This is a genomic window from Methylocystis sp., from assembly GCF_051062815.1.
GTDB lineage: Bacteria > Pseudomonadota > Alphaproteobacteria > Rhizobiales > Beijerinckiaceae > Methylocystis.
On the sequence record NZ_JBPFDU010000087.1, the window covers coordinates 30694 to 57062 of the forward strand.

At 61.6% G+C, this 26369-nt stretch carries 22 protein-coding genes; 4 read left to right on the plus strand and 18 right to left on the minus strand.

Annotation, left to right across the window (positions count from 1 at the left end):
• Window positions 1-48: 48 nt before the first annotated feature.
• The 4 genes from ACR65W_RS18505 to ACR65W_RS18520 all read right to left on the minus strand — a co-directional run bounded on the left by ACR65W_RS18505 (window position 49) and on the right by ACR65W_RS18520 (window position 4615).
• Window positions 49-294, minus strand: coding sequence for a hypothetical protein (locus ACR65W_RS18505; RefSeq protein ID WP_175093991.1), 246 nt, complete (start codon window positions 292-294; stop codon window positions 49-51).
• Window positions 295-400: 106 nt separating this feature from the next.
• A complete protein-coding gene (locus ACR65W_RS18510; protein ID WP_434502993.1) occupies window positions 401-1666 on the minus strand; it encodes a hypothetical protein in 1266 nt (421 codons plus the stop codon).
• Between the two features lie 162 nt (window positions 1667-1828).
• The gene (locus ACR65W_RS18515; RefSeq protein ID WP_434502995.1) at window positions 1829-3685 is read right to left on the minus strand and encodes an ABC transporter ATP-binding protein/permease; all 1857 of its coding nucleotides are present in this window, start codon (window positions 3683-3685) and stop codon (window positions 1829-1831) included.
• A gap of 141 nt (window positions 3686-3826) precedes the next feature.
• Window positions 3827-4615, minus strand: coding sequence for a response regulator (locus tag ACR65W_RS18520; protein WP_434497619.1), 789 nt, complete (start codon window positions 4613-4615; stop codon window positions 3827-3829).
• Window positions 4616-4792: 177 nt separating this feature from the next.
• Here ACR65W_RS18520 and ACR65W_RS18525 point away from each other — a divergent pair, with 177 nt between their 5' ends.
• The 3 genes from ACR65W_RS18525 (at window position 4793) to ACR65W_RS18535 (ending at window position 7147) form a co-directional block, all read left to right on the plus strand.
• Complete coding sequence (locus tag ACR65W_RS18525) at window positions 4793-5071, plus strand: NepR family anti-sigma factor (RefSeq protein ID WP_434499441.1); 279 nt, start codon at window positions 4793-4795, stop codon at window positions 5069-5071.
• Entirely contained in the window at window positions 5068-5622 is a 555-nt protein-coding gene (locus ACR65W_RS18530) for a sigma-70 family RNA polymerase sigma factor (protein WP_014891409.1), read from the plus strand. The genes ACR65W_RS18525 and ACR65W_RS18530 overlap by 4 nt, the downstream gene beginning before the upstream one ends.
• A 133-nt stretch (window positions 5623-5755) precedes the next feature.
• Window positions 5756-7147: an HWE histidine kinase domain-containing protein gene (locus ACR65W_RS18535; protein ID WP_434499442.1), complete on the plus strand. Its 1392-nt coding sequence runs from the start codon at window positions 5756-5758 to the stop codon at window positions 7145-7147.
• Window positions 7148-7170: 23 nt separating this feature from the next.
• Here the strand turns inward: ACR65W_RS18535 and ACR65W_RS18540 are convergent, their stop codons facing one another.
• From ACR65W_RS18540 to ACR65W_RS18605, 14 genes are all read right to left on the minus strand, one after another.
• Window positions 7171-8466, minus strand: a complete 1296-nt coding sequence (locus tag ACR65W_RS18540) for an HlyC/CorC family transporter (protein ID WP_434499443.1) — start codon at window positions 8464-8466, stop codon at window positions 7171-7173.
• 4 nt (window positions 8467-8470) lie between these two features.
• Window positions 8471-10279, minus strand: coding sequence for a 3-dehydroquinate synthase (aroB, locus tag ACR65W_RS18545; RefSeq protein ID WP_434499444.1), 1809 nt, complete (start codon window positions 10277-10279; stop codon window positions 8471-8473).
• A gap of 10 nt (window positions 10280-10289) precedes the next feature.
• On the minus strand, window positions 10290-11036 hold the full coding sequence (locus ACR65W_RS18550) for an NUDIX hydrolase (protein ID WP_434499445.1): 747 nt from the start codon (window positions 11034-11036) through the stop codon (window positions 10290-10292).
• 166 nt (window positions 11037-11202) lie between these two features.
• Window positions 11203-13266 carry an acyltransferase family protein gene (locus tag ACR65W_RS18555; protein ID WP_434499446.1) on the minus strand — a complete coding sequence of 688 codons (2064 nt, stop codon included), beginning with the start codon at window positions 13264-13266 and terminating at the stop codon, window positions 11203-11205.
• A 439-nt stretch (window positions 13267-13705) separates the two neighbouring features.
• Entirely contained in the window at window positions 13706-14503 is a 798-nt protein-coding gene (locus ACR65W_RS18560; protein WP_434499447.1) for a nuclear transport factor 2 family protein, read from the minus strand.
• Window positions 14504-14678: 175 nt separating this feature from the next.
• Complete coding sequence (gene ilvC / locus ACR65W_RS18565) at window positions 14679-15698, minus strand: ketol-acid reductoisomerase (RefSeq protein ID WP_434499463.1); 1020 nt, start codon at window positions 15696-15698, stop codon at window positions 14679-14681.
• 117 nt (window positions 15699-15815) lie between these two features.
• Window positions 15816-16367 (minus strand): acetolactate synthase small subunit, encoded by a 552-nt coding sequence (gene ilvN, locus ACR65W_RS18570; RefSeq protein WP_123174283.1) that lies wholly within the window; start codon window positions 16365-16367, stop codon window positions 15816-15818.
• An 81-nt stretch (window positions 16368-16448) separates the two neighbouring features.
• Window positions 16449-18221 (minus strand): acetolactate synthase 3 large subunit, encoded by a 1773-nt coding sequence (locus ACR65W_RS18575; RefSeq protein ID WP_434499448.1) that lies wholly within the window; start codon window positions 18219-18221, stop codon window positions 16449-16451.
• Window positions 18222-18457: 236 nt separating this feature from the next.
• Window positions 18458-19222, minus strand: a complete 765-nt coding sequence (locus ACR65W_RS18580; RefSeq protein WP_434499449.1) for a glucose 1-dehydrogenase — start codon at window positions 19220-19222, stop codon at window positions 18458-18460.
• A 79-nt stretch (window positions 19223-19301) separates the two neighbouring features.
• Window positions 19302-19919, minus strand: a complete 618-nt coding sequence (locus ACR65W_RS18585) for a glutathione S-transferase family protein (RefSeq protein WP_434499450.1) — start codon at window positions 19917-19919, stop codon at window positions 19302-19304.
• Window positions 19920-19981: 62 nt separating this feature from the next.
• A complete protein-coding gene (locus tag ACR65W_RS18590; protein WP_434499451.1) occupies window positions 19982-20413 on the minus strand; it encodes a hypothetical protein in 432 nt (143 codons plus the stop codon).
• A gap of 472 nt (window positions 20414-20885) precedes the next feature.
• Entirely contained in the window at window positions 20886-21137 is a 252-nt protein-coding gene (locus ACR65W_RS18595; protein WP_434499452.1) for a DUF2442 domain-containing protein, read from the minus strand.
• Window positions 21121-21360 carry a DUF4160 domain-containing protein gene (locus tag ACR65W_RS18600; protein WP_434499453.1) on the minus strand — a complete coding sequence of 80 codons (240 nt, stop codon included), beginning with the start codon at window positions 21358-21360 and terminating at the stop codon, window positions 21121-21123. Before ACR65W_RS18600 ends, ACR65W_RS18595 begins: the two co-directional genes overlap by 17 nt.
• 32 nt (window positions 21361-21392) lie before the next feature.
• The gene (locus ACR65W_RS18605; protein WP_434499454.1) at window positions 21393-23066 is read right to left on the minus strand and encodes an acyl-CoA dehydrogenase family protein; all 1674 of its coding nucleotides are present in this window, start codon (window positions 23064-23066) and stop codon (window positions 21393-21395) included.
• 327 nt (window positions 23067-23393) lie between these two features.
• Between ACR65W_RS18605 and ACR65W_RS18610 the strand changes: the two genes are divergently transcribed.
• On the plus strand, window positions 23394-26276 hold the full coding sequence (locus ACR65W_RS18610) for a metallophosphoesterase family protein (RefSeq protein ID WP_434499455.1): 2883 nt from the start codon (window positions 23394-23396) through the stop codon (window positions 26274-26276).
• The last annotated feature ends 93 nt before the right edge of the window (window positions 26277-26369 follow it).

Consider the following 26369-nt stretch of genomic DNA (forward strand, 5'->3'; position numbering starts at 1 on the left):
TAAAATCGGGCCAGCCTGCGCATCGCTATGAAGAATGCGGCGCCGGCGCTAAAATGCTTTCAGCGGAGCGTTTGGTTCGATGATCAGGGTCGCGCCAAATTGTTCGCGCAATTGACTTGCGACCGCCGCGGGAAGAGCGACGACCAGCCTCGGTTGACCGGCCTTGCCGGCGCGCTGAAGAATTGCGGCGCCGGGAACAGACTGCATCGCCTGTTCGAAAGCAGCTAAATCTCCTGCGCCCGCCGCATTCCGCGGCGCCACCAAAAATTGATCGATGCCGTTCGTTGCGCTCATGATTTCGCGATCCTGATCTCTTGAGGGCTTCCGGGCCGATGAGTCGGCCCGGAAGCGGCAGCAGATCATCCTTCATGCGTCGCGTCGATTGCGTCGCTCAGAGACGTCAGCCATACATCGGCGCCTGCATCTGCGGCACGTAGTAGACGGGCTGCGGGCCTGCTTCGAATGGCAGGAAGCGCTGGGCCAGTCCGCCCACCGTGCCGCCGATCGTCTGGCCGAGTCCGGCGTTGCCGAAGCGGCCGCCGATGAAGCCGCCAAGCGGCGCGCCAATTGCGCCGAGCGCGTCGCCGACGATCCCCTGCGGGGCGAACCCAGGCGCGGCCGTTTGCGGGACATAATAAGTTCCAGCCTGTGGGCCAGCTTCGAACGGCAGGAAGCGCTGGGCCAGTCCGCCCACCACATTGCCAACCGTCTGGCCAGCGCCGGCGTTGCCGAAGCGTCCGCCGATCCAGTTGCCAACCCGGCCCCCGACCGCGCCGAGCGCATCGCCGATGAAGCCCTGCGGAACGAAAACCGGCTCCGCCTCGAACGGCAGGAAGCGCTGAGCGAGACCACCCACCGTGCCGCCGATCGTCTGCCCCAGTCCAGCGTTGCCGAAGCGGCCGCCGATGAAGCCGCCGAGCGGCGCCCCGATCGCGCCGAGCGCGTCGCCGACGATTCCCTGCGGGGCGAATCCAGGCGCGGCCGTTTGCGGGACATAATACGTTCCGGCGTAGGCCTGCTGCGGGCCGGCGTCGAACGGCAGGAAGCGCTGGGCCAGTCCGCCCACCGTGCCGCCGATCGTTTGACCCAGTCCGGCGTTGCCGAAGCGGCCGCCGATGAAGCCGCCGAGCGGCGCGCCGATCGCCCCAAGCGCGTCGCCGACGATTCCCTGCGGCGCAAATCCAGGCGCGGCCGTTTGCGGGACATAATACGTCCCGGGGTAGGCTTGCTGCGGGCCGGCCTCGAACGGCAGGAAACGCTGAGCGAGACCGCCCACCGTGCCGCCGATCGTCTGACCTAGTCCGGCGTTGCCGAAGCGGCCGCCGATGAAGCCGCCGAGCGGCGCGCCAATTGCACCGAGCGCGTCGCCGACGATTCCCTGCGGGGCGAACCCTGGCGCGGCCGTCTGCGGGACGTAATAGGTTCCGGCGTAAGCCTGCGGGCCGGCGTCGAACGGCAGCAAGCCGCCGAGCACGCCGCCCGCGACGCTGCCGATCTGCCGACCGAGATTCTGGTTGCCCAGGGCGCGGCCAAGCGCGCCGCCGCCCAATCCGCCCAGCGCGCTGCCGAGCGCGCCGCCGATGAAGCCTTGCGGCGCAAACATCTGATCGGCGACCATGCCCATCGGCGCGACCGAAGGCGCTGTTCCATTGTAAGCGACTTGCATATCTGATCCTCCCAAAGGGTCAAAGAAATCTGCGCCGCTCAAACGCATGTCGCATCTGCTCATCGACGCAGAGCAAACGATAGGTTCTTTGGGAAGCCCAATATATGGATCGTTGGGCACAGTTGAGGATACATGCGCGGCAAACGCCCCGCGCCAAAAAAATCAATAAGGCGCAGCGTCGTCGAACAAGTGCCACAGGGATTTTTGCAGCTTGCGGCTCGTGATATGCGCGCCGGCGGCGCGGCGCTCAAGAACGAGTTTCTTGTCGTGAAAATCTTCCATACCAACGCGATGGCCGACGCTGATCACCGTCGCGCCGGCGAGATCTTCATTGAACAGGCGCAGCATCGAAACCTGGCTCTCTTCGTCGAGCGCCGACGTCGCCTCATCCATGATGATGATCTGCGGCCTTTCCAGCAAGAGCCGAACAAAGGCCGTTCGCTGCCGCTCGCCGCCGGAAAGCATTTGGTCCCAGCGCTGCTCTTCGTCGAGATGCTTGACGAGATAACCCAGGCCGCATCGCCGCATCGCGCCTTCGATCATATCGTCGGTGATTTCCTTGTCGGAAATTGAATAGAGCATCGCCTGACGAAGCGTGCCCAGAGGGACGTACGGCTTCTGCGGCACAAAGGCGATGTGGGCGTCTTTCGGCAAGAGGATGCGTCCCGAGCCCCACGGCCATAATCCGGCGAGGGCGCGAATAAGCGTGCTCTTTCCCGTGCCGCTCGGCCCCGACACCAACAGCTTTTCGCCGGTGGGAATGACAACGTTCGCGCCAGCAATCACGATTCGTCCATTGCGATGCGCGACCGCGAGATCCTCCAGGTGAATCGTGTCGTCGTCGCTGACGCCGAAATCGATGAACTCCTTCTCCTCCATGATGACGGCGACATCCAGACTCTCGAGCGCTTCTGCGAGTTCGTCGACCCGGTTGGCTGAGGCCATCCACTCTGCGACGCGCACCGAATTGTCGATGAACCAGTTGAAGGCGATCTGCACCGAGACGAAGGCGGCGGTAAGCTGCATGACCGCGCCGAGCGTCAGAGCGCCCGAGAGATATTTGGGCGCGACGAGCACGAGCGGAATCAGCGGCGTCAGCGCGCCATTGGCGCTCTGCACCGTGGCGATCACCCCGTTGCGATGGATCTGGCGTATCCAGGCGGCGACGACGCGTCGATAGTTCTGCAGGACAGAACTCAATTCGTCGGCGTCGCCACGTATGAGCGCAATGCTTTCCGCGTTCTCCTTCAGCCGTGTGAGTTCGGCGAGGAACTGCGCTTCAGCCTCGTTCTTCTGCGCAACGGCCGGAACGAGGGGACGTCCGGCGAAGTAGGCGAGGCCGCCGGCGATCGGCGCATAAACCACTGCGGCGAAGCCGAGATATCCCGGCAACACGAGGCGCGCGCCAAACAGATTAAGCTCCAGGGCGCCGCCAACGGTCCAGAGAACCCCGACGAAGGCCAACGCCGTCGCCAGCGCGGTCAAAAAGCCGACGGCGAATTCGACCAGCGGCTCAACGGCAAGTTGCACGTCCTTGGAGATTCGATATTCCGGCGAGGTCTGCTCGGCTGCGGCGATCTCGAGACGGTAGTAGCGTTGGTCCTCGAGCCACCAGCCGGCGAGTTTTTCAGTGAGCCATTCTCGCCAGCGCATCTGCAAGGTCATGCGCGCGACGAGCGTTCCGCTAATGGCGAGGCCGCTGAATGCGACGAGGGCGGGCAACAGGATCGTCGCCCAGCTCAACGCTTCGACGTTCTTGCTCGCGAGCGCGTCGAAAAACTTGCGGTTCCATTCATTGATGCTGAGCTGCGCCCCTAGCTGCAGCGCAATGCAAAGAGCGACCAACCCCGTCAGAGTCCATGCCCGTCGGCGGGTCTCGCCAACCCAGAATCGCAGAGCAAGGGCGCAGAACTCGCGCCAACGCGCCCGAGCAGGCCGCGGCGCCTCTGCAGCCGCGTTTGGCGCTATAGCTTGACTGTTCACGGCCTGAGAGCCCCCTCGGCTCGAGCGCGCCGACACCGACGAAGGCTCTTCTCGAGCGGCTCAGCGGAGCCCTGATGCGCGTGTCTTATATGGCGCGCCGAAACAGCTAGACTGCAGCTTTGAAACTGCCTTTTCGTGAAACTTGGGCGTCGCTGATGGGGTATTGCGCGGCGAGCGCTACGCCGCGCGAGACGCCTTACGCTCGAAGAACAGCGCTTGGCTGATCGTCGCCTTGACCGTATCGACCTTGTAGGGCTTGCTGATGAGAAACGCCGGCTCGGGCCGCTCGCCGGTCAGCAGGCGTTCGGGAAATGCAGTTATGAAAATCACCGGGGCGTCGAAACTTTCAAGCATTTCGTTGACGGCGTTCAGACCAGAACTGCCGTCGGCGAGCTGAATGTCCGCGAGAATCAGCCCCGGCCGCTTGCGCGCCGCGAGCTCCACGGCCTCCTGATGGGTGCGGGCGACGCCAATGATGCGATGGCCCAGATCGCGCGCGATGAACTCGATGTCCTGCGCAATGAGCGATTCATCCTCGATGATGAGCACGTCCGTCGCGACGCGTTCGGCGATTTCCCGGCCGGCCTCCGTCACGAGCGCTTCGACCTCTTCTTCCGTCGCGCCCAGGATGGCGGCGGCGTCCGCTACCGAAAAGCCTTCGACCGTGCGCAGCAAAAAGGCCTGTCGCGACCGCGGCGTCAGCAAGCTGATATTCCGCTGTGCGGCGGATATCTCGTCATCGGGCGCTGCTTCGGTATTCAGCCGGATCGACGACCACGACGTCATGAAGAGGTGGTAAAGCCCGACTTTGGGCGACATATTCGGTGGAAATGCATCCGGATCCGCCACCAGCGCCTCGAGCGTGGCGACGACGTAAGCGTCGCCGCTCTTTTGCGAGCCGCAAAGCGCCCTCGCAAAACGGCGGAGGTAAGGCAGGTGCACCGCAATTTCCCGGGAGAGGTTCATGTCTTCATCCTATGGCGTCGAACGCCCAAGTCAATTCAAGCGCCGGTTGATATTTCGCAATGTTCCTCGCTTGCAATTGCGGAACAATTAGTGTTCTTACGCGTTCCAACAAGGGAGGTCGTCGCTCGGCCGCCCCGGGTAGAGGCGGCCAGTCTCGAGGCGGACTCGGGGTCGAGAATGAGCCAACGCGAAAATCCTCACGACAACGATGGCCCCTCCCGCGACGCGGAACCGAACTTGAACAAAAAGGCTGGAGGTCGGGAGGAGGCGGATGCTGACGGCTCCCAGGATGCTGACGGCTGCCAAGCGGACGGCGTTGCGCTAGACCCAAAGGTTCAAGCTCAGCTCGGGCGAGTATTTCGCGCCTATTGCGACGATCTGATCCACCAACCCATTCCAGACAAGTTCACTGTGCTGCTGGCCAAGCTGGAAGCCAAACAGCGCGAAAAGAAATGAGCGACGAGGCCTTCGGAGATCAGATGGTGGCGCAGATGCCCTATCTGCGCGCCTTCGCCATTTCGCTTTGCGGATCACACAGCCTCGCCGACGACCTGGTCCAGGACACTCTGGTCAAGGCCTGGTCGCACGCCGACTCCTTTCAGCCAAACACCAATCTGCGCGCCTGGCTCGTGACCATTCTGCGCAATACCTATTTTTCCAGCTATCGGAAACGCTCGCGCGAAGTGCAGGACAGCGACAATCTCCTGGCCCAGCAGATCCCTGTGAAAGGCGGGCAGGAGTCGGCGCTCACGCTTACGGACGTTCAGGCGGCTCTGGATAAGCTCGCCCCCGAACACAAGGAAATTCTGTTGCTGATCGGGATCACCGAGCTCTCCTACGACGAAGCGGCGGAGATTTGCGGCGTCGCCATTGGCACGGTCAAGAGCCGGTTGAACCGCGCGCGCGCCAAGCTTGCCGAGCATCTGGGCCTGCTCACGCCAAGCGACATTGACACCGATCCCACCGTATCGGACCTCGCAGCGCGCCGACCCTCCCGCGCGGTTTGACAGGCCAAGACTTCACATGGGATGCGCGACTGAAAATTCGCGCTATCTGACGGTTACGCCCTGCAGGTCCGGAGAATTTGGCAGCGTAATGACGCAAGGCCGTGACGGTCACTCAGCCCGGCGGTCGCCGCCCGTGTCGGCGACGGCCAAAGCGGATGCGCGGGCGCAGGGGGTCGCCGCCCTACGGGCTGCGCCGGCGCTCTTCCTGGCGATGACGTCCGGCGCCCGCGCCGCGGAGGGCGCGGCAAACATCGCCGAGGTCTGGCGCCTGGCCGTTGGCGCGCTCGCCGTCGCGCTGGCGATGACGCTTGCGGTGATTTTCTGTCTGGTGAGACAGCGTCGGGAGGCGCAACGGGCGCAACATGAACTCGCCGAATTGACTCTGGCCGTGGAAGCGCGCGGCGCCTCGCATTGGAGCGACACCGGAGTTCCCGAGGTCGATGCGATCGCGCATAGCATTCAGGACATGGACGAGCGCCTGCGCGAAAAGCGCAAGAGGGTGTCCGAGCTGAATGATTTACTGATGAAAAGCTCGACGATCGTCAGCCGCGCCGGGGCAAATCTGCAACTGCGCGCGCTGCTTGACGCCGTACCGGTCGGAATCATCATCGCCGAAGCCCCAAGCGGACGAATCGTCGAGGGCAATCACGTCATTGAAACGATTCTGCGTCGCCCTGTTCGCTACTCGGAAAGCACCCAAGCCTATTCCGAATGGCACGCCATTCATCAGGACGGCCAACCGGTCGCGAATGAGCAATATCCGCTCGCGCGCGCCCTTGCTGGGGAGAACCATCCGCAGCTCGAGTGCAAGATCGAGCGCGGCGACGGCGCATACATTTGGATTAACATCGTCGGCGCGCCGATCCGCGACGACAAGGGCTCCGTTATCGGCGCGATCGTCGCCATTACCGACATCGACGACATCAAGAACACGGAGATGCACAATCAGATGATGAATCGCGAGCTGCATCACCGGGTGAACAATTCACTGGCGATGATCCAGGGAATCGCCAATATTACGGCGCGCACGGCGCAGGACTTTTCGAGCTTTCAGCAAGGCTTTTCTCACCGCGTGCAGTGTCTGAGCCGCATCTCCACGCTGCTCGTGCAGACCTCTTGGGAACGAACGCCGCTCAAAGACCTGCTCATGATCGCGCTGTCTTGTGGCAGCCACGACTACGCCGACCGCATCTCACTGTCGGGCGAAGACGTGGAATTGCGCTCAGCGGTCGCCTCCGCCCTGGGTCTGACCATAAACGAACTGCTCGCCAACGCCGAGCAGCACGGAGCGCTGTCCGATGACGACGGCCGAATCGCGATCAGCTGGCGTATCGATCGTGAAGAGGATCGCCCGCGTCTCATCTTGAATTGGACAGAAATGGGGGGACCAAAGGTCGAAAGCCCGGAGCAAACGGGAGTCGGGCATTTCCTGATCACCAATGTGCTCGCGCGCCAGATGGGCGGCGACGTCAGGCTCTCGTATCGCGCCGAAGGCCTGCAAGCCGAATTGTCCGCCGAAATTTAAGAATCGGTCCTCTGCGCGTTTCGTCACGCGGCTTGCTGCGGCGTCACCCGCAGGGCGGTAACGCGATTCCTGATCTTGCGCATCACCTCGAAACGGAAGCCGTGATAGGTGAACACCTGTCCCGCTTCCGGAATCGCCCCCGCCTCGTGGATCACGAGGCCCGCGATCGTTGTCGCCTCCTCATCGGGCAGATCCCACGCCATGACGCGATTGAGATCGCGCACCGGCACGGCGCCGTCGACCAACACCGACCCGTCAGGCTGCGGACGCACGCCCTGCACCGCGAGATCATGTTCATCGCGTATATCGCCGACAATCTCTTCGAGAATGTCTTCAAGCGTGACGAGTCCCATCACCTCGCCATATTCGTCGACGACCAAGGCGAAATGCGTCTTGCGCTTGAGGAAGGCTTCGAGCTGATCCTCGAGCGTAGTCGCCTCAGGCACAAACCATGGGGCGAACATCACCACGCCGACATCGAGCTTGGAGGCGTCGCCGCCTGCGGCGTTCAGCGCCCGCAGCATGTCCTTCGAATGCAGGACGCCGACGAAATTATCCGGTCGCTCGCGCCAGAGCGGCATGCGGGTGAAGGGCGACGACAGCACCTCGCGCACGATCTGGGCCGGCGGCAGATCCGCGTCGATCGTGCGCATTTTGGTGCGGTGGATCATGACGTCCGAAACATGCAGCACCTGCAAATCGAGGACGCCGCCGAACATGTCGCGCGCGGCGCGCTCGACATTGCCCTCGTCATGCAGAATATCGACGGCGCTCTTTAGCTCGTCATAGGGCGAGCGAACCGTTCGGCCATGGCCGACCTCGACGCCCGCCAACGCGAGCACCGTGCGCACGATATATTCGACGCCCGCGAGGAGCGGCCCGACGACTCGCACGAAGGGCGCAATAAACTTCGCGACGCGCAGCGAAGTTTCGTCGGGATGGTTGATCGCCAGCGTTTTTGGCAGAACCTCGGCGAAGACGAGCAGCAGCACGGTCATGATGACGGTCGCATACACCGCCCCATTGTCGCCCGCGACAACGACCAGCACGCTCGTGGTGAAAGCGGAGCCGCCGATGTTGACGAGGGTGCCGCCAAGCAACAGCGCGGCGATCATGCGATTGCGCTGCCGCAGCAGCCGATTGACGGCGGCGGCGCGCTTATCGCCCTCTTTTTCCAGCGAGTGCATCCGGGCGTGCGACGCGGCGGTGAGCGCCGTCTCCGACCCAGCAAAGACCGCCGACAGGAACACGCAAACGATGACGATGCCAACCGCAGTCCATATGTCGACCTGCGGCGCGCCGGATTCGAGCCCATGCATGGCGCTATGTCCGCTTTAGCTCGTCTTTGAGAAAGCCGAGCACCTCATTGGCGTCGACGGATTTTGCAATGAACGCCTGGCCGATGCCGCGCAAGAGAATGAAGGTCAGCGCGCCGCGCTCGACCTTCTTGTCCTGATACATGGCGTCGAGAATGGCCTGGGCGTCGTCGCGCCAACCCGGAATGTCGTGGATCTTCGTTGGCAGACCGACGCCCTTCAGATGGCGTTCGACGCGCTCCGCCGCCGCCTCGGCGCACAGACCGCGGCGCGCGGAGAAGCGCGCGGCGCAAGCCATGCCGATCGCAACGCCCTCGCCGTGAACCAGGCGGGCGCTGTCGTAACCGGTCAGGCGCTCGAAGGCGTGGCCGAATGTGTGGCCGAGATTGAGCAGCGCCCGTTCGCCCTGCTCCGTTTCGTCGCGCGCGACGATCGTCGCCTTGGTCTCGCAGCTCACCGCGACGGCGCAAATCTGTTCCGCCTGACTATGGAACACCGCGTCCGAGTCGGCGTCGAGCCAATCGAAGAACCGGGCGTCGCCGATCAGGCCATATTTCACGACTTCGGCGTAGCCGGCGCGGAACTCGCGCAGCGGCAATGTCCGCAGCGAGTCGACGTCGGCGAGAACCAGCGCGGGCTGGTGAAAGGCGCCGATCAGATTCTTGCCGTGACGCGAATTGATCCCGGTCTTGCCGCCGACCGAAGAATCGACCTGCGACAGCAACGTCGTCGGAATTTGCACGAAGCGCGAGCCGCGCCGCACGCTCGCGGCGACGAATCCGGCGAGGTCGCCGACGACGCCGCCGCCGAGCGCGACGATCAGATCGCGCCGTTCGATCCTCGCGGCCAGCACATCGTCGCAGACGCGGCCATAAACCGAAAGCGATTTTGACGCCTCGCCAGGCGGAACGATGATGGTCGTCGCACGCAGGCCGGCGTCCTTCAGACTCTGCTCAACTGTCGGTAGATGCAGTCGAGCGACATTCTCGTCCGTGATGATGGCGCACGCCGCTCCCGGCGCGATTTCCGCAATATAATCGCCGGCGCGCTGCAGCAGCCCGTCGCCGATGATGATGTCGTAGGAGCGTCCGCCCAGCGCGACCCGGACAATTTCCTGGCGGCGGGCGTCGCCTTCCGCGCGCGCGGGATACAGATGCGTCATGGCCTTGGCGAAACCTCTGCTTTGCGCCCGCTGTCGCAAGTCTTCCAACATCGGCAAGCCTGCAGCGAGAACGGCGAGCGTATCATCCACCATCGCATCCTGCGGAACTTCGCGCGACTCGACACGAAGATCGGCGAGTTCGTATAGGGGGCGCCGCGCCTCCAGTAACTGGCGCAGCGTCTCCTCCGGATCCTCCGTCTGCAGCAGGGGACGATCGTTTTTACGGCGCACGCGCTTCAGCAGGGTCTTCAGATCGGCGTCAAGCCACACCGATACGCCCCGCTCGGCGATGCGGTCGCGCGTGCGAGGGTCGAGAAACGCGCCGCCGCCGGTGGCGAGCACGACCGGGCCGCCGTTCAGCAGGCGCATGATGACCCGCCTCTCGCCGTCGCGAAAATAGCGCTCGCCATATTTGGCGAAAATCTCGGGAATGGACATGCCGGCCGCCGCGGCGACGATCTCAGCGTCCGCGTCGACGAAGGGAAGGCCGAGTCGCACGGCAAGCCTCTGGCCGATGGCGCTCTTGCCGGAGCCCATCATGCCGACAAGCACGATGGCCCTGCCGTTCAGGGCGGCGCGCACGGCCAAAGCGCGCTCGTCATTCAGCGCTTGCGGAGCTGGAAGGACGACGCCGAAGTGTTGCGGTCGAGTCATTGGCGCAAATCTAACCCGCGCGGCGCGGAATTTCATCCGCGCCGGCAAGGGCGCGCGAAAGATACGCGACCATGAATGCGGGCAGGCGCGGGTCGGCAAGCGCCGTCAAGCTCGAAACCATATGCGCGTCCGCGAGTTCGGGCGCGCTTTCGGCTGCGATAAAGGCTTTCACCCTGGCGAGGAGGGCGTGCGACGGCGCGTCGAAATCCAACCTCTTAATACAGGCGACACGCTGGCGATCGAATATCGCCGTCCAGCCGGCCGACGCTTGCGCGTCCGAGGCGGCGAGGCCCGTCTCTTCGGCGAGCTCGCGCACGAGACTGCCGGCGAGATCGACGCGGCCGCCCGAGACGACGTCGGAAGGGTCGGGGGTGCCGCAGGGAAAATAGAGCTGGCCGGCGAATGAGTGGCTTGGCCCCATTTCCCCGAGAAGATAGGCGCCGTCGCGCGCGCGCGCCGCCGGCATCGAGAAGCAATTATATACGGCTTGGTCGGGCCAACCGAATTCTCGCCAGGCAAGAAAGCTCGAGAAAGGCGTCTCGAAGAACGCCATGCGCAAGATGCGCGCGCCATCTTCGCCCGTCGTCCGCTCGACGCGACAGGCGAGCAGCGCCGAGCCGTCGTAGAGCGCCGGATTGGCGCGTCGGCGCTCCTCCCAATGGCGCTCGATCTCGGCGGCGCGCTCCTCAACGAAGCCCCATCGATGATCGACAAGGCGACATTCGAGGCGATCAATCTCCGCAATTTCGATGGTCACAGGCGGGTCGCCGTTTCGCTCAGTTGTATGACGTGGTCAATCGTCCTGTGATGCTGCGATCACATGATCGGCGTCAACGAGGTTTGCTCACGCGCTCCCCAGCCTCTGACCTTACTCATCGGCTCCCCGGCCGGCCAAACGGGAGCGGACGCCCTCCCGCGATCTCTCATCGGTCGCCCCTCCCCGAGGCCGAGGCAGGCGCCTCGCTGACCTCAGCGAGCCCCGGATCAACCGCCCCTGGCGCTTGGGGCGGCGTCCAGATGTTCGCATTATTGAGCGAAGGCATCGTCAATTGCCTTTCCCAAAATCCAACCAGAAGACGAGACATAGAGGGTAGAAAATGAGGACTAGTGTCTGCATAGATCAGGTTCGATGCCCCTTCCAGGCCAAGACTACAGATTCCTGCCCTGCATAGCTCTCCGTGCGGATCAACATAAAATACAAAATTATCTGTAATTGACTTATATAGCCTTGTTAATCCAATTCGATCTTCTTCAGACGTCTCTACTGTTGTCTTGCATATACCCAGATTTCCTCGCTGTGCGATGTCAATCTCAAAAACGACTGACCCATCGCATATCTTCGGAATATCGTCCACGAGCAGCAGAATTGCATTTCTATTTTTGACTACCGTCCGTAAGAGACCAAGCTTTTCTCTCAAAAAACTCAATGCGGCAGTGTCAGGCTCCCGCGGGAGCGGCCCACGTTGATCGACACGATCGCGAGCCCAAGAGAAAACTACGATATCTCCGGGCCTCAGAGTGCGGTCGAAGAACGCAATATGCCTTGCTAGACTATCTTTAATGCAATTACGCGGCGGCCTGCATTCTTTCCCAGACAGATCTTGGATAAATCCCCACTCAACCAAGTACGATACCTCAAATAAACCCAACTTGTCAGACACTTCTGTTATACTAGGTACGTGGTTGCTTGCGTGGCTGTCGCCGATTATAAATATATGCCTTTTTGAAGCATTACTTTTAGTTAGGCACGATGCAATTGGATCTTCGACGCCGGGGAGATGGCATTTTAGGTCGTATTGAACCAGCTTTAAATCTTCAAACACTGCTGGATTCACGCTACGATGGATTATGTCTATATATTTACCGAGAGTTATCGAGACTGTAAGGAGAAGCGCAGCTGTGACACACGATCCCGCTAAGCCGTATGCTAATACGGATGTCTTATGGCGGGCCCATTGATGCCTACGCAGCGGGTTTTCAACATACTCATAGGAGATGATCGCGACGCCAAAAATGATTATCACCTGAAAGGCCACTGTAGCCAAGTTTGTAGGCATGGTCCATCTGGCCAAGCTGATCACTACCCAGTGCCATAGATATAGAGAATAAGAAATAGAGCCAATAAATTGTATCTTCTTCTGAGTTAAAAATTTAAAAGCGATATTGTTAGGGGTCGAAAATGCAATAATTGCTGCCGACACGGCCACAACCAAGATCGCAGCAATCAATCCATACCGCTGTGGGGAGAAGAGAAGAATTATCAAGACTGGAAGCAGAAGACTATAAAGCTTCGACGCGACTCTGTCCGGAATCCAAAATCTGGGCTGGCACGCCACCAATAGGCAACCCGCGCCCAGCTCCCACCAGCGCGTCAGTGTTAGAAAGTAGGCTATTGGATTATCGCTGAAATAATAATAAGCAAACCCAAATAATGAGACAACCGAAATCGCACAAATTGTAGCTATAAAAAGCCTAAAATTGTTAAGAAATTTAAGTTCAAACCAAACTAGTAACGGAAAAACGAAATAGAACTGCTCTTCAACTCCAAGCGACCACGTATGCAAAAAGACGTTTGTTTCTGCCGACGCCGCGAAGTAATCTGTTGACTGCCTCAATAAATACAGATTTGATACCCCAAATATAGCTGCTATGGCGGTTCTGATTGAAGCTTGTTGATTTCCGACAATGATTAATGTAAGTGCTGACGAGATGATAATGCAAACTAAGAGCGCGGGCAGCAGTCGCTTAACTCGTCTGACGTAAAACGAGGTGAGAAACTCTTTTATCGTTTTTGAATCTGATCTGGCCAAAGACGACGTGATGACGAAGCCGGATATAACGAAAAATATATCGACCCCTAGATAACCGCTAGGCGCCCAATTCCTATTGAAATGGTTCGCGATTACAGCAAGGACAGCGATTGCGCGAAGCCCTTCTATGTCGGGCCGATAATGTTCGGTCGCAGCGGGATTCTGAATACGTTTCATAAAGCTAAGCCTAAGAAAAAGGGATAGGTCATTCAGCGGAAATTCGATGATATTGTCTCAAGAAACTCGAAAAAGTGAAAGCTGCTTCGGGCGCTCTATACCATGCTCCGTAAGGAAAAAATTGCTGCTCCTCGTGAACTCTTTATGAAAAATGCGAATGACGCATCCTATAAAGTTACAACCGCCTCATCAAGAAGCGCCGACCGATCACGATGAATGAAGAACGATCGCAGATCGGCGAAAAACCTTGAGGTGAGCAGTATTCCCTCCTCGATCGTCCAGTCCAACGCTTTGATGAAGCTGGAATAATCTCCGAACATGGGATCCCGGCCATCGCTCCGCTCGGTCTCACGACGGAAATCATCGCTTTGGGGAAAAAAGTTAAAACTTGCCGTCGGGAGCCTCACCCCTTCCCAGCCGTGAGCGTCACGGCGCTTCGTTACGCCTGCATCTGCAGAAGCGCCATGCTGTCGCGAAACTCGACGATCTCGACGATGCGGCCGTCTTCGAAGCGCACGAAGTCGGCAAGCTGAACTTGGCCGCAACGGCCTGTGCCGCGATGACGCCATTCGACGATTCGACGCGCAGCGGCGGCGGCGCCGTCGACGATGACCTCGGGCATAGCGGTTCCGAGTTGCTCGAATTCGACCTCGATGCTGCGCACGATATTGATCAGCGCCTCTACGCCGCGATGTCGTCCGGCGTGCGAAACCGTCGTGCGGTCGCCAACGAATTCGCACACGACGTCGGGCGAGCACAGCTTACGGATCAGGGCGATGTCGGGGCTGCGGGAGAAACTGCCCATGGCGATCAGCCGGCGCGCCATTTCATCGCGCGCCAGTCCCGGGCTGCGGGGATTGAGAATGTCGTCGAGGCTTTGCAGCACGAAATCGGCGCCGCGCGCAACGCAACGCTGATCCCTGAACTCGTGCATTTCCGAAACGAGTCCGTTCCGCCAGCGCAGAAAATGCGCCATGTCCATGCGATGGATGTGGCCGGTGGCGCGGTGGCGCCAACTGCTGATCCATCGTACCACCGTATTGTCGCCTTCGACGAGAACCGCGAGAATTTCCGCGTCGAGCGGTTCATAATCGATATCGACGCGACGCAAATGCGCGCGCAGCGCATCGCGCCCGCGCCATTGTCCCGGGGGAAGCACGCCAAGTCGGGAGCAGCTGTAGTTCAACTCGACGTCTTCGACGAAATGTTCGACCAATGTCGAGACGTCGTACGTCATGCGGCTCCGTACAATCTCATGTACGCGCCGACGCGTTTCGCTCTCGATAAGCTGGCTCGACCGCCCGCCCGGCCCGTGCATTCATCCCCCGCTATGGCGATGCCCGATGCGCCGACTGCGCCTCGGCAACGCCCAAACCCGAATGCGCGCTCGCCTTTTTGGGGATCATTATGCGCTAATTGCGGTCCTTGTCGACCAACTTATTCTTGCCGATCCAGGGCATCATGCCGCGCAGGCGAAGGCCGACGTCTTCGATCGGATGCGCGTTATTTCGCGCGCGAGTGGCCTTAAAGGAGGTCTGGCCGACTTTATTCTCCAGCATCCAGTCGCGCGTGAATTTGCCCGATTGAATATCGTCAAGCACACGCTTCATCTCGGCCTTGGTGTCCTTGGTGATGATGCGCGGACCGGTGACATATTCGCCGTACTCGGCCGTGTTCGACACGGAATAGTTCATATTGGCGATGCCGCCCTCATAGATGAGGTCGACGATCAGCTTCACTTCATGAAGACATTCAAAATACGCCATTTCCGGCGCATAGCCGGCTTCGACCAGCGTCTCGAATCCGGCGCGGATCAATTCCACGAGACCGCCGCAGAGCACGACCTGCTCGCCGAAAAGATCGGTCTCGCATTCTTCGCGAAAGGTCGTTTCGATGATGCCGGCGCGGCCGCCGCCGATCGCCGCAGCATAGGACAGCGCAATCTGCTTGGCGTTGCCGGAAGCGTCCTGATGCACCGCGATCAGGCAGGGCACGCCGCCGCCCTTGAGATATTCGCCGCGCACGGTATGGCCCGGGCCTTTCGGCGCGATCATGGCGACGTCGATATCCTTGCGCGGCTCGATCAGGTTGAAATGGATGTTGAGGCCGTGGGCGAAGAGCAGCAGCGCGCCCGGCTTCAGGTTCGGCGCCATCTCATTGGCATAGATCTCGCCCTGCAGCTCGTCGGGCGTTAGCATCATGATGACGTCGGCCCATTTGGAGGCCTCGGCGACGGTCATGACCTTCAGGCCGGCGCCTTCCGCTTTGGCGGCCGAGGCGGAGCCGGGGCGCAGCGCGACCGCCACTTCCTGGACGCCGGACTCCTTGAGATTGAGCGCATGCGCGAAGCCTTGGCTGCCGTAGCCGACGATGGCGACTTTCTTGCCTTTGATCAGATTGATGTCGGCGTCCCGATCGTAATAAACGCGCATGTGCTCTGCTTCCTTGATGTGCGTGCGCTCGTAGGGGAACGGCGCGCCCCGCGCCGTCGAATTCGCTGGCGGGCTCCTTCTACGCGGGCCGCCGGGCAAGGTCAAAATTCTCGCGCCTTAGATCGGATCGGGCCCGCGCGAGATGGCGGCGACGCCTGTGCGGGAGACCTCGACGAGCCCGATCGGACGCATCAGGTCGATGAATTCATCAATCTTGTGCGGTTTGCCCGTCAATTCGAAAATGAAGCTCTCCGTGGTCGCATCGACGATGCGGGCGCGAAAGGCTTCGGCCAGCTGTAGCGCGAAGGTGCGGTGGTCGCCGCGACCTTTGACTTTGACCATGGCGAGTTCACGTTCGAGCGAGCGCATCGACATGGTGAGGTCGGTCACCTGATGCACGGGGACGAGTCGCTCGAGCTGATGATGGATCTGGTCGATCGTCTCCGGCGCGCCGGAGGTCAATATGGTGATGCGCGAGAGATGTTCGGCGTGGGCGACTTCGGCGACCGTAAGGCTCTCAATATTGTAGCCGCGGCCGGAAAACAGCCCGACGACGCGCGCCAAGACGCCGGGCTCATTGTCGACGAGCACGGAGAGCGTATGCGACTCGACCTTGGAGTTCGTCGTCGCGGCGGCGTAGGGCGATGGCGGAGAAGCGGGGGCGTTCATTTCGGTCCTTCGGCAATCGGCAGATCGGCAGTCAGCAATCGGCGTTGTTCCTACGACTGCCGACTGCCGAAGCCCGACTGCCTAAACGAGCATCTTTCCTTTTTCGTCGATGATCGCGCCGATCTCTATCCCAGCGTCGTCGGAAAGATCGGCGAGCAGCATGTCGTTATGCGCCTTGCCGGAGGGGATCATCGGGAAGCAATTTTCGACCTTGTCGACGACGCAGTCGAAGATCACCGGTCCGTCATAATCGATCATCTCCTGGATCGCGGCGTCGAGCGACGCGGGATCAGCGCAGCGGATGCCCTTGGCGCCGAAGGCTTCAGCGAGCTTGACGAAATCGGGAAGCGCCTCGGAATAGCTATGGGAATAGCGCCCGCCATGCAGCAGCTCCTGCCACTGGCGCACCATGCCCATATACTCGTTGTTGAGGATGAAGATCTTCACCGGCAGGCGATATTGGATCGCCGTCGACATTTCCTGAATGCACATCAGGATCGAGGCTTCGCCGGCGATGTCGATCACGAGCGAACCGGGGTGCGCGAGCTGCGCGCCGATCGCCGCCGGCAAGCCATAGCCCATGGTGCCGAGCCCGCCCGAGGTCATCCAGCGGTTCGGCTCTTCGAAATGATAATGCTGGGCGGCCCACATCTGATGCTGCCCGACTTCGGTGGTGACATAGACGTCACGATCCTTGGTCAGCGCATAGAGCCGCTGCACCGCATGCTGTGGCTTGATCGCCGTTTCCGAATTGCGGAAGGCCAGCGATCTGCGCGCCCGCCACTCGTTGATCTTCGCCCACCAATCGTCGAGCGGCTGCTTGTCGGCGCTCATCGCCTCGGCGCGCCACAGGCGCACCATGGCTTCGAGCACATGGGCGCAATCGCCGACGATGGCGAGATCGACCTTGACGTTCTTGTTGATCGACGAACGATCGATGTCGATGTGGATCTTTTTCGAGCCCGGCGAAAAGGCGTCGAGACGTCCGGTGATGCGGTCGTCGAAACGCGCGCCGACCGCGATCATCAGATCGCAGTCATGCATGGCGTGATTGGCTTCCCAGGTGCCGTGCATGCCGAGCATGCCGAGCCAGTTTTCGCCCGACCCCGGATAGGCGCCGAGCCCCATCAGCGTCGAGGTGATGGGAAAGCCCGTCAGGCCGACGAGTTCGCGCAGCAGGGTCGACGCCGCGGGTCCGGAATTGATGACGCCGCCGCCGGTGTAAAAGATCGGACGCTTCGCCGCCGCCATCATGCGCACGGCCTGCTGCATCGCGTCCATGTCGGCGTCGAGCTTGGGATGATAGGTCTTGTGCGCGGCGCTGCGCGGCGGGGCGTAGACGCCGCGCGCAAACTGCACGTCCTTGGGAATGTCGATGACCACGGGTCCGGGTCGGCCGGACGAAGCCACATAAAAGGCTTCGTGCAGCACGCGCGGCAGATCGGCGATGTTCTTGACGAGATAATTGTGCTTCGTGCAGTGGCGGGTGATGCCGACCGTGTCGCATTCCTGGAAGGCGTCTGAGCCGATGAGATGCGTCGGCACCTGCCCGGTGATGCAGACGATCGGGATCGAATCCATCAGCGCGTCGGTGAGGCCGGTCACCGTATTGGTGGCGCCAGGTCCCGAGGTGACGAGCAGCACGCCGACCTTGCCCGAGGAGCGCGCATAGCCCTCCGCGGCATGGGCGGCCCCCTGCTCATGGCGCACGAGAATGTGCTGCACCTTCTCCTGCTGGAAGAGCACGTCGTAGATCGGAAGGACGGCGCCGCCCGGATAGCCGAAAAGAATCTCCACGCCCTGGTCGTTCAGGGCTTCGACCACCATTTCGGCGCCGGACATTTCCTTCGACATCATCATTTTCCGTCTTGCTTCTCGCGGCGGGCGACTAGGATGTTTTTCGTCTTCGGGCAACAAAAAAGGCCCTCTTGGGGCCTTGGGTCAAGCGCCATTGGCGGAGGCCGGGCCTAGCCCTGCTCCGTCCCCGGCGCTTCAAATACGAGAATTGCGCGCATTCCGCGTTCCGCCCTTTTGTTCACAGCCGACGTTACGGGAGGCGCGGCGGAGAATCAAGGGCAGAGAGTGACTCTTCAGCGGGCGATCCATCCGCCATCGACAACGAGGAGGTGGCCAAGGATGAAGCGCGCCTGTTCGGAGCACAGGAACAGCACGGCCTCTGTCAGCTCCTCGGCCTTGCCCATCCGGCCGATCGGAAACAGCTTCCCGGCCTGCTCAGGGCTGATGTGCTCCTTCTCCATCCATTGATGGAAGACGTCGCCGGGTGCGTCGATCCCGCAGGCGCAGATGGCGTTGACGCTGATATTGTCCTTGGCGACCTCGAGCGCGACCGTCTTGGTCAGACCGTCGACGCCGCCCTTGGAGGCGGCATAGGCGCCCTCTGCAGGGTTGCCGGTGAGGCTGCCGGTAATTGAAGACTGGTTGACGATGGCGCCGCCGCCGTTTTGGCGCATCTGCCGGATCTCGTGCTTCATGCAGAAGAACACGCCGCGCAGATTCACATCGATGTGGAAGTTGAAGCCCTCCTCGCTCTCCTCGGCGATGGGCTTGAAGCGCACGACGCCGGCGTTGTTCACCGCGCAGTCGAGGCGGCCATAAGCCTTGACCGTCTCCGCGACCATGGCTTCGACGTCCCGCTCGATCCGCATATCTGCAAGCGTGAAGAGCCCCTCGCCGCCTTCGGCGCGGATCATGTCGAGAGTCTCGCGCCCGCCAGCCTCGTCGATATCGGCGAGCGTGACCCTCGCCCCCTCGCGGGCGAAGGCGAGCGCCGTCACCCGGCCGAGACCTCTTGCCGCGCCGGTGACGAGCGCAACTTTTCCATCAAATCGAGCCATGAGCCTCTCCCGAGCTGCGCGAAAGCTTTCACCCGCCGCCGTCGCGGTCAAGCTCGCAAGAGGCGATCATCGCAGGCCGTCACGCCCCTTCGGCGGCGAGCACGCGCTTGACCCCTTCGTCCGCCGCCATCATGTCGTGGTGTTTCTTAATATTGGCGTATTTCGACAGCCCGTCCTCCAGCAGCGACGCGCCCCAGCGCTCCATCGGGAAGAGATAGGCGTCGAGATAGCTACGCTTGTCGCCGACCATGTAGCGGCGATCCGCGAGATGCGCTTCGATGATATCGAACTTCTTACGCACGAGCGCCTTGGCGGCTTCGCGCACATTGTCGAACTCCTCCTTCTCGCGGGAGCGCGTATAGCGGTCCGGCAAAAACAGCGGGAAAAAGGCCGGGTGGAGATCGCCGGTGATGAAGGAGGACCAGCGGTCGGCCTCGGCCTCGTCGCGCGGCGAACCGTCGGCGCCGATCCCGGCCTGCGGATAGCGGTCGGCGAGATAGCGCAATACGGCCGCGGCCTGGGTCAGGATCCAGCCTTCGCCGGTGTCGAGCGCCGGCACCGCCCCGGCGGGATTGATCTTCAAATATTCCTTGTCCCCGAACTCCACCGCCTTGGTTTCGTAGGGTTCGCCAATCCATTCGAGCGCAATGTGCGGCGCGAGCGAACACGCGCCTGTGTGATAGTAGAGCGTGAGCATGAGGGCCTCCGGTTGAGAGCGTCGCTCTTAGAATAGGGCGGCGGCGCGCGAGAGGGTCGCGCCTATCCCTCGCCGCAGTCGAGAATCCAGGTCTTGTCGCAGAAGGCGACATAGAGGCGCTCCTGCCCGAGCGCCGCTCCGAGCTCGCCGGCGAGTTCGTTCAGCATCGCCTCGACCTGCGCGTCGGGAAGGCCGCCGAGATAGGCGTGCACCGCTTCGCCGGTGAGGATCGCGACCGGCTCGCGGTCCGAACCGACCGTGCCGTCCTCCCTGGGCCAGGCGTAGGTCACCTCGCCGCGCGTGAACATGCCTGAGAGCGCGGGCTGGCCTGCTTCGACGCGGCGGCGCATCCAGGCGTGCGCGCAGCGCACCGCTTCGGAAACGTCATAGACGCGGCCCTCCGCCTCCCAGCCCTCGCGCAGCCCGACGGTGATGCGGAAATCCCGCCGCGGCCCGCGTGAGCCGTCAACGAGGCGATAGACGCGCTTGCTCATGAGCGGAAGGTAAGGCGCCGGGTTCGCGCAAGAAAGGCTGGCGACCGAGATAACGCCGCGCGCCTATAGGTCTTCGAGAGCGCCCGTGGGCGATGTCGAACGCGATTTACCCTTCGTCGAAGTCGCGTGGTCGCGCTGGCTGGTCAGCGCTTGCCCGTCCATGTGGACGCAAGCTTTTGCAAAGCCTTATCCGCTTCCTGCTCAGCCTCGCGCTTGGTCGCGTAGGAATGCGGCGACCGCAGATGAATCTGTGATCCCTCGCAGACAGTCCAACGATACCGCTCCGCGTAGAGGGGGTCAGGCTCAATTCTGGATGTAAAGAGATCTGTTTCGCGCATAGCAACACTATGCGCGCGGCCGCCGGTTTATTCCAGAGCGCTGACGAATTTCGCAATCAAACTGTTAGACGATCTCGATGCGCGTCATGGGTTTGGCGAAAAAGAATAGTTCGTTCCGTCAGCGCTACTCGCGCCTACTGCGCCGCGACCGGCGTGTGTCGCGTCTCGTCGCCGCGGCCGGCGAGCAGCCCTTCGATGGAGACATCCTCGTCGAGTTCGTCCCAATGCAGCCCTTTGCGGCTGATCTCGTAAGCGAGTCGTTGCGCCCGTGTCGCATGCAGAAGACGCGGGAACCAAACGAGCGGCACGCCGAGCGTGCGTCCATCCGACAGTTCGACCCACATGCTATCGTCGTCAAAGCGTAGGGACTTAGCCGAAATGCTCATGCCAGGCCCTTTCTATGAAGGTTGCGCGATCCTGGACGATTTTCTCTAGTTGGCGCAAGGTCCGCGCGTCGAAACCATCGCTGGCGGCGAGGCTGACGGGCGAAAGCCAAAACTTCGCGTCGCCATCGCCTTTTCGTACATGCACATGGATCGGCTCGAGCGGGCTGCCTTCGTTCGAATAGAAAAAGAAGCGAAAGCCGTCCTGTCGAAAGATGACCGGCATTTCGCCCCGCTCCCCATTCTCGTCCGCCGCCCTTACCCCTCCAGGAGCCGCCGCGCGATGACCTGCGCCTGAATCTCCGCCGCGCCCTCGAAGATGTTGAGGATGCGGGCGTCGCAGAGCACGCGCGAGACCGGATATTCGAGCGCGAAGCCGTTGCCGCCGTGGATCTGCAGGGCGTTGTCCGCCGCCGCCCAGGCGACGCGCGCGCCAAGCAGCTTCGCCATGCCGGCTTCCAAATCGCAGCGCTTGCCCTCGTCCTTCTCGCGTGCGGCGAAATAGGTGATCTGGCGGGCGATGTGGATCTCGATCGCCATGGAGACGATCTTGTTGAAGACGCGCGGGAAGGAGAACAGCGGCTTGCCGAACTGAATGCGCTCCCTGGCGTATTTCAGTCCGAGGTCGAGGGCGCATTGGGCGACGCCGAGCGCGCGCGCCGCCGTCTGGATGCGGGCCGACTCGAAGGTCTCCATGAGCTGCTTGAAGCCCTTGCCCTCCTCGCCGCCGAGAAGGTTTTCAGCCGGCACTTCGAAATTGTCGAAGCCGATCTCGAACTCCTTCATGCCGCGATAGCCGAGGACTTCGATCTCGCCGCCGGTCATGCCCTTGGCGGGGAAAGGATCGCTGTCGGTTCCGCGCGGCTTCTCGGCGAGCAGCATGGAGAGGCCCTTGTAGCCCTTCTCATTCGGGTTGGTGCGCACGAGCAGCGTCATCAGATCGGCGCGGACCGGATGGGTGATCCAGGTCTTGTTGCCGAAAACCTTGTAGACGCCGCCCTCCAGCGTCGCGCGGGTGCGCAGCCCCGCGAGGTCGGAGCCGTTGTTGGGCTCGGTGAAAACCGCGGTCGGCAGGATGTCGCCAGCGGCGATCTTGGGGAGATATTTTTCCTTCTGCGCCTCTGTTCCGCCAACCAGGATCAATTCCGCCGCGATCTCCGAACGCGTGCCGAGCGAGCCGACGCCGATATAGGCGCGCGACAATTCCTCGGAGACGACGCACATGGCGATCTTGCCCATGCCGGAGCCGCCAAATTCCTCCGGAATCGTCAAGCCGAAGACGCCAAGCTCGGCGAGGCCGGAGATGACGTCCAGCGGGATGTAGTCATTTTTCGAGTGCCAATCGTGCGCATAGGGCGTGACATTGGCGGAGGCGAATTTGCGCATTTCGCTGCGGATCGCCTCGAGCGTCTCGTCGAGGCCCGACGCGCCGATGGTCTCCGCCGCCGCGTGATGGTCGATGAGTTCGGCGAGGCGGGCGCGGTTCGCCGGCGTATTGCCGGTAAGGATCAGCCGGTCGACGGCGGCAGGACGTCGCGCCAGGACCTGCTGGCCCGTGAGCCCGAAATCGCTGAGCCGGACGATCTCGCCCTGACTCATCGGAATGCCGCCGTAAACTTGAGCGAGGAATTCGGCGAAGCCGATCTGATTTAAGAGTTCCTCGGTCTCGCCATAGGCGCCCTCGGCCGAGAGGCGCTCGGCGTAGTCGATGAGTTCGCGCAGCCCCTGCACATAGGTCGCGAGCCAGGCGAGCCCGTGGGCCGCGTGCTGATCGGCTTCGAACAGATCATTGGCGATCTTGCCGTCGCGGGAGTCGCGGGCGCGCACGCTGGCGAGCGCGTCCTTGTAAAGCGCCTCGACGGCGGCGAGCGCCTCTTTCGCGTCACTCGTCCAATCGGCGGCTTCAAGTTTCGTCGCGACGGCTGCAGTCATTCTTTACTTTCCGGAAGTCAAAGCGCGCGTAGGCGCTGGGCGAATTTGCGCCTTACATGCCGCCATTTGGCCGGAGACGCAACCGCGCAGGCGGGGATAGTGTCTCAGTTTGAATTTCGGCTTTGGGTGAAACACTGAAACTTTTGGCTGGCAGGCGGAATGGCCGCTTCGCGCCAGGAGCAAACAATAAGGATACTGCCTCAGACTGGCCGCTCCTAAATGTTGGCCGCCGATTAGTTGCACCCTCGGCGGATGGCAGATTGGAGTGCCTTACGTCGCGATCCAAAATGTTGCATGTTCCTCTATGACTAGATTTTGGAGGCAATATTGTCGGTTCGGTGGCTTCATATCTCCGACGTGCACGAATGCTTGCGCGAAGAGTTCCATCGCGAGGGGATGTATAACGCCATCGTTGAAGAGGTCAGGCGGAGACTGGAGAAGCCAGACTTGGTGTTCTTCACCGGTGACCTTGCCTTTGCTGGGACGGCCTCGGAATACGAGCTCCTACAACGACGGTTCCTGACGCCGCTGCAAGCGGCTTTGCCCGATGGGTGTCCCATCTTCACAGTTCCAGGCAATCACGACGTCAACCGCAAACGCGCCGGAAATCCGCGCAGCTGGATGACAGACATCGATCAACAGCAAGCTTTCCAGCAGGTTGATGCTGACGGTCGCCAAAAGCGCGTAGACATGATACTTCCGCGGTTTGAGAGCTACCGTGCTATCGAAAAGTCGGTTGGGGCATGGGGCGACGACTGGCTGGCGTCCGAGATGGGGGCTATCTGCGCTGTCCGCGAGATCAGCGGCCGCCGTCTCGCCATCGTCGGCATCAATACCGCGTGGCTTTGTCACGATGAGAAGGATTGGGGCCACCTAACGGCCGGAAAAACAATGGTAGAGGCGGCGCTGAAAAAGGCGCATCAGGCGTCGCCAGATTTAACGATCGTCCTCGGCCACCACCCGCTCGCCGCCATGATGGGAGAGGAAGAATGGTCCGACGGCGAGCGGATCAGGATGCGCCTCGAACAGGCGAACGCCGTCTACCTGCACGGTCATATGCACCGGTCCGGCACTCAGCGTGCGGGCGACTCGATGCAATCGGTGCTCGCGATCCAGGCACCCTCCGGCTTCCAGGGCGGCGACAGTTCCATTTGGCGCAATGGCATCATGTGGGGCGAGGCCAATTTCGACACCGGTCGGCTAATTGTCGAACCGAAGCGTTGGAACGACGATCACCGCGAGTATGTCTTCGATAGCGATACCGCCGCCTCCAATTATCGCGTTAAAGGGCGGGACGCCTTTGCCTATCTGTTGCCCGGTCGGCTGCCGGCTTCCGAAGTGCCTTTTCCGTGGCCACTCGAGCCGCCGGTCGAGTCGCCTCCTGAGGGCTGGCAAATCATCGACGCCGCCCAGCTAGCAGATCTAACCGCGACGCGTCCCACGGCCAAGCAAATGTCCGACTGGTTCGATGGCAGTTTTCCACGCTGGGAGGTGGCGACGGCCGAGGGCGTTCATCCCCGACAGGTCGTGGACAATTTGGTGCGCTGGTTCGAGGCGGCGCATCACGCCGCGCCACGGTCTCTGGTGCGCCTGTTGACTGGAGCAGGCGGTGAAGGAAAGTCGGCCGCCTTGCTGCAGACCGTTGCGGCGCTCCTGCGAGGCGGGCAGTCTTGGAGCTGCCTTTGGAGACAGAGTTCGATCGGCGAACTTCCTGCCGAATGGCCGAAACTGATGCCGCGCAAGGATGGCCACGCCTGGATCGTCGCAATCGACGACGCCGAAAATGTCGGCCGCAAGCTACCCGACGTTCTACGCGGTCTTGGGGCGCGAACCGACGTGCACCTGATCCTCGCGGCGCGCGAGGCCGACTGGACATTGCGAGGGCTTCAGGACGGTATGTGGCATGGCGTGGCAGACTACCGACGTGTCCAGATCGCCGGCCTTGACGAGATGGACGCACGTCGCGTTGCTGATGGCTGGGCCGCTTGGGGCGACGAAGCAATGGGGAAGCTGCGCGGCCAGACACCCGAACGTGCGGCGAAGGTGCTGCTGGACAACGCCCGCGAACTTGCCGCAAACCGCGAAGAGGGCGCGCTGCTCGGCGCACTTCTGATCACTCGCGAAGGCGAGGCGCTTCGTGAGCGCGTCATTCGTCTAATGACGCCGTGGCAAGTTGCGGAGGGTGTTGGCGGCAGGTTGCTACTGGACATTTATGCCATGATCGCGGCGATGCATGCGGAAAATCAGCTCTACCTTTCACGCACAGTCCTCGCCTACGCCCTCGAGTGCGAGGAGGTCGACCTCGAACACGGCCCGCTCCGCACTCTCCGTCGCGAAGCGATGGTTGATGGCGGGACAACTTATATCCTTACGCGCCATCGTAAGATCGCCGAAGTCGCGCGCGACTGGCTGGTCGACAGCGGGTATAACGTCGATCAGTGGTTTCCGTTTCTCGCTCGGGCTGCGCTTCTGGACTTCCTGAAGCGGCGTCCAAGGAATTCCGACATCAACAGCTGGCAATGGGATCTCACGAAGTATTTCCTTGACAGTGGACCATCCCGTTGGCCCGTAGCCCGCGCGATCGCAAAGGCGCTATTCACCACCGATCCTGACGATCCCTTTCTGCTCACTGGATACGCCAGAACTCTCCGCGAGACCGAGCAGCCAGGCCTGGCGCTGGCGCTGATGCGCGAACACGCGCCGAACTTCGCGGGACGCCGCGACATCCTCCTTGAATGGAGCGTGGCGGCCGGGGCGGCGGGCGACAGCGGGCTTAGCATATGGCTCGCCGGACGGTCCCTCGCAGACGACCGAAACGAGCCATTCAAGCCGAACAACATAAAACTCAGCCTAGCTGGGCTAGGCTTAGCTTTCGGTGCCCTCGCCGCCGACACAGGTAAGCATAAATTTTCAGTCGCGCAGGCTGCCTGCGGTCGCCTTGGCATGCGCCTAGGCGGCCTCGACACAAGAACACGCTCATACTTCGAGCGTTACGCTTCGGCCGCACCCGGTGCTGCAGGCATCCCATCGTCCCTCGAACGCGACATCGCGACGCTCAGCTGTTCAGTCGGCGAGGCTTCTTATGAAGCGGAACCCGACAATAGTCATGGACTGGACGCGTTGATTGGCGAACCCGACAGCTACCACTACAAGATGCTGACCGCCGCCCTCTCAGATAAAAACCGCTCGCGCCACAATGACCGGGGCTAACAGTACATCTCAAAGCAGGGGCACCTACCGAGCAGCGGTCGTCTGGGATCGATCCGATGGTCGAATGGCAAATGTGGGTCATATCAAGCCGTT

Coding starts and splice junctions, on each gene's coding strand:
- ACR65W_RS18505 (WP_175093991.1), bottom strand. CDS start 294: ATGAGCGCAACGAACGGCATCGATCAATTTTTGGTGGCGCCGCGGAAT.
- ACR65W_RS18510 (WP_434502993.1), bottom strand. CDS start 1,666: ATGCAAGTCGCTTACAATGGAACAGCGCCTTCGGTCGCGCCGATGGGC.
- ACR65W_RS18520 (WP_434497619.1), bottom strand. CDS start 4,615: ATGAACCTCTCCCGGGAAATTGCGGTGCACCTGCCTTACCTCCGCCGT.
- ACR65W_RS18525 (WP_434499441.1), top strand. CDS start 4,793: ATGAGCCAACGCGAAAATCCTCACGACAACGATGGCCCCTCCCGCGAC.
- ACR65W_RS18530 (WP_014891409.1), top strand. CDS start 5,068: ATGAGCGACGAGGCCTTCGGAGATCAGATGGTGGCGCAGATGCCCTAT.
- ACR65W_RS18540 (WP_434499443.1), bottom strand. CDS start 8,466: ATGCATGGGCTCGAATCCGGCGCGCCGCAGGTCGACATATGGACTGCG.
- aroB (WP_434499444.1), bottom strand. CDS start 10,279: ATGACTCGACCGCAACACTTCGGCGTCGTCCTTCCAGCTCCGCAAGCG.
- ACR65W_RS18555 (WP_434499446.1), bottom strand. CDS start 13,266: ATGAAACGTATTCAGAATCCCGCTGCGACCGAACATTATCGGCCCGAC.
- ACR65W_RS18560 (WP_434499447.1), bottom strand. CDS start 14,503: ATGACGTACGACGTCTCGACATTGGTCGAACATTTCGTCGAAGACGTC.
- ilvC (WP_434499463.1), bottom strand. CDS start 15,698: ATGCGCGTTTATTACGATCGGGACGCCGACATCAATCTGATCAAAGGC.
- ilvN (WP_123174283.1), bottom strand. CDS start 16,367: ATGAACGCCCCCGCTTCTCCGCCATCGCCCTACGCCGCCGCGACGACG.
- ACR65W_RS18575 (WP_434499448.1), bottom strand. CDS start 18,221: ATGTCGAAGGAAATGTCCGGCGCCGAAATGGTGGTCGAAGCCCTGAAC.
- ACR65W_RS18580 (WP_434499449.1), bottom strand. CDS start 19,222: ATGGCTCGATTTGATGGAAAAGTTGCGCTCGTCACCGGCGCGGCAAGA.
- ACR65W_RS18585 (WP_434499450.1), bottom strand. CDS start 19,919: ATGCTCACGCTCTACTATCACACAGGCGCGTGTTCGCTCGCGCCGCAC.
- ACR65W_RS18590 (WP_434499451.1), bottom strand. CDS start 20,413: ATGAGCAAGCGCGTCTATCGCCTCGTTGACGGCTCACGCGGGCCGCGG.
- ACR65W_RS18595 (WP_434499452.1), bottom strand. CDS start 21,137: ATGAGCATTTCGGCTAAGTCCCTACGCTTTGACGACGATAGCATGTGG.
- ACR65W_RS18600 (WP_434499453.1), bottom strand. CDS start 21,360: ATGCCGGTCATCTTTCGACAGGACGGCTTTCGCTTCTTTTTCTATTCG.
- ACR65W_RS18605 (WP_434499454.1), bottom strand. CDS start 23,066: ATGACTGCAGCCGTCGCGACGAAACTTGAAGCCGCCGATTGGACGAGT.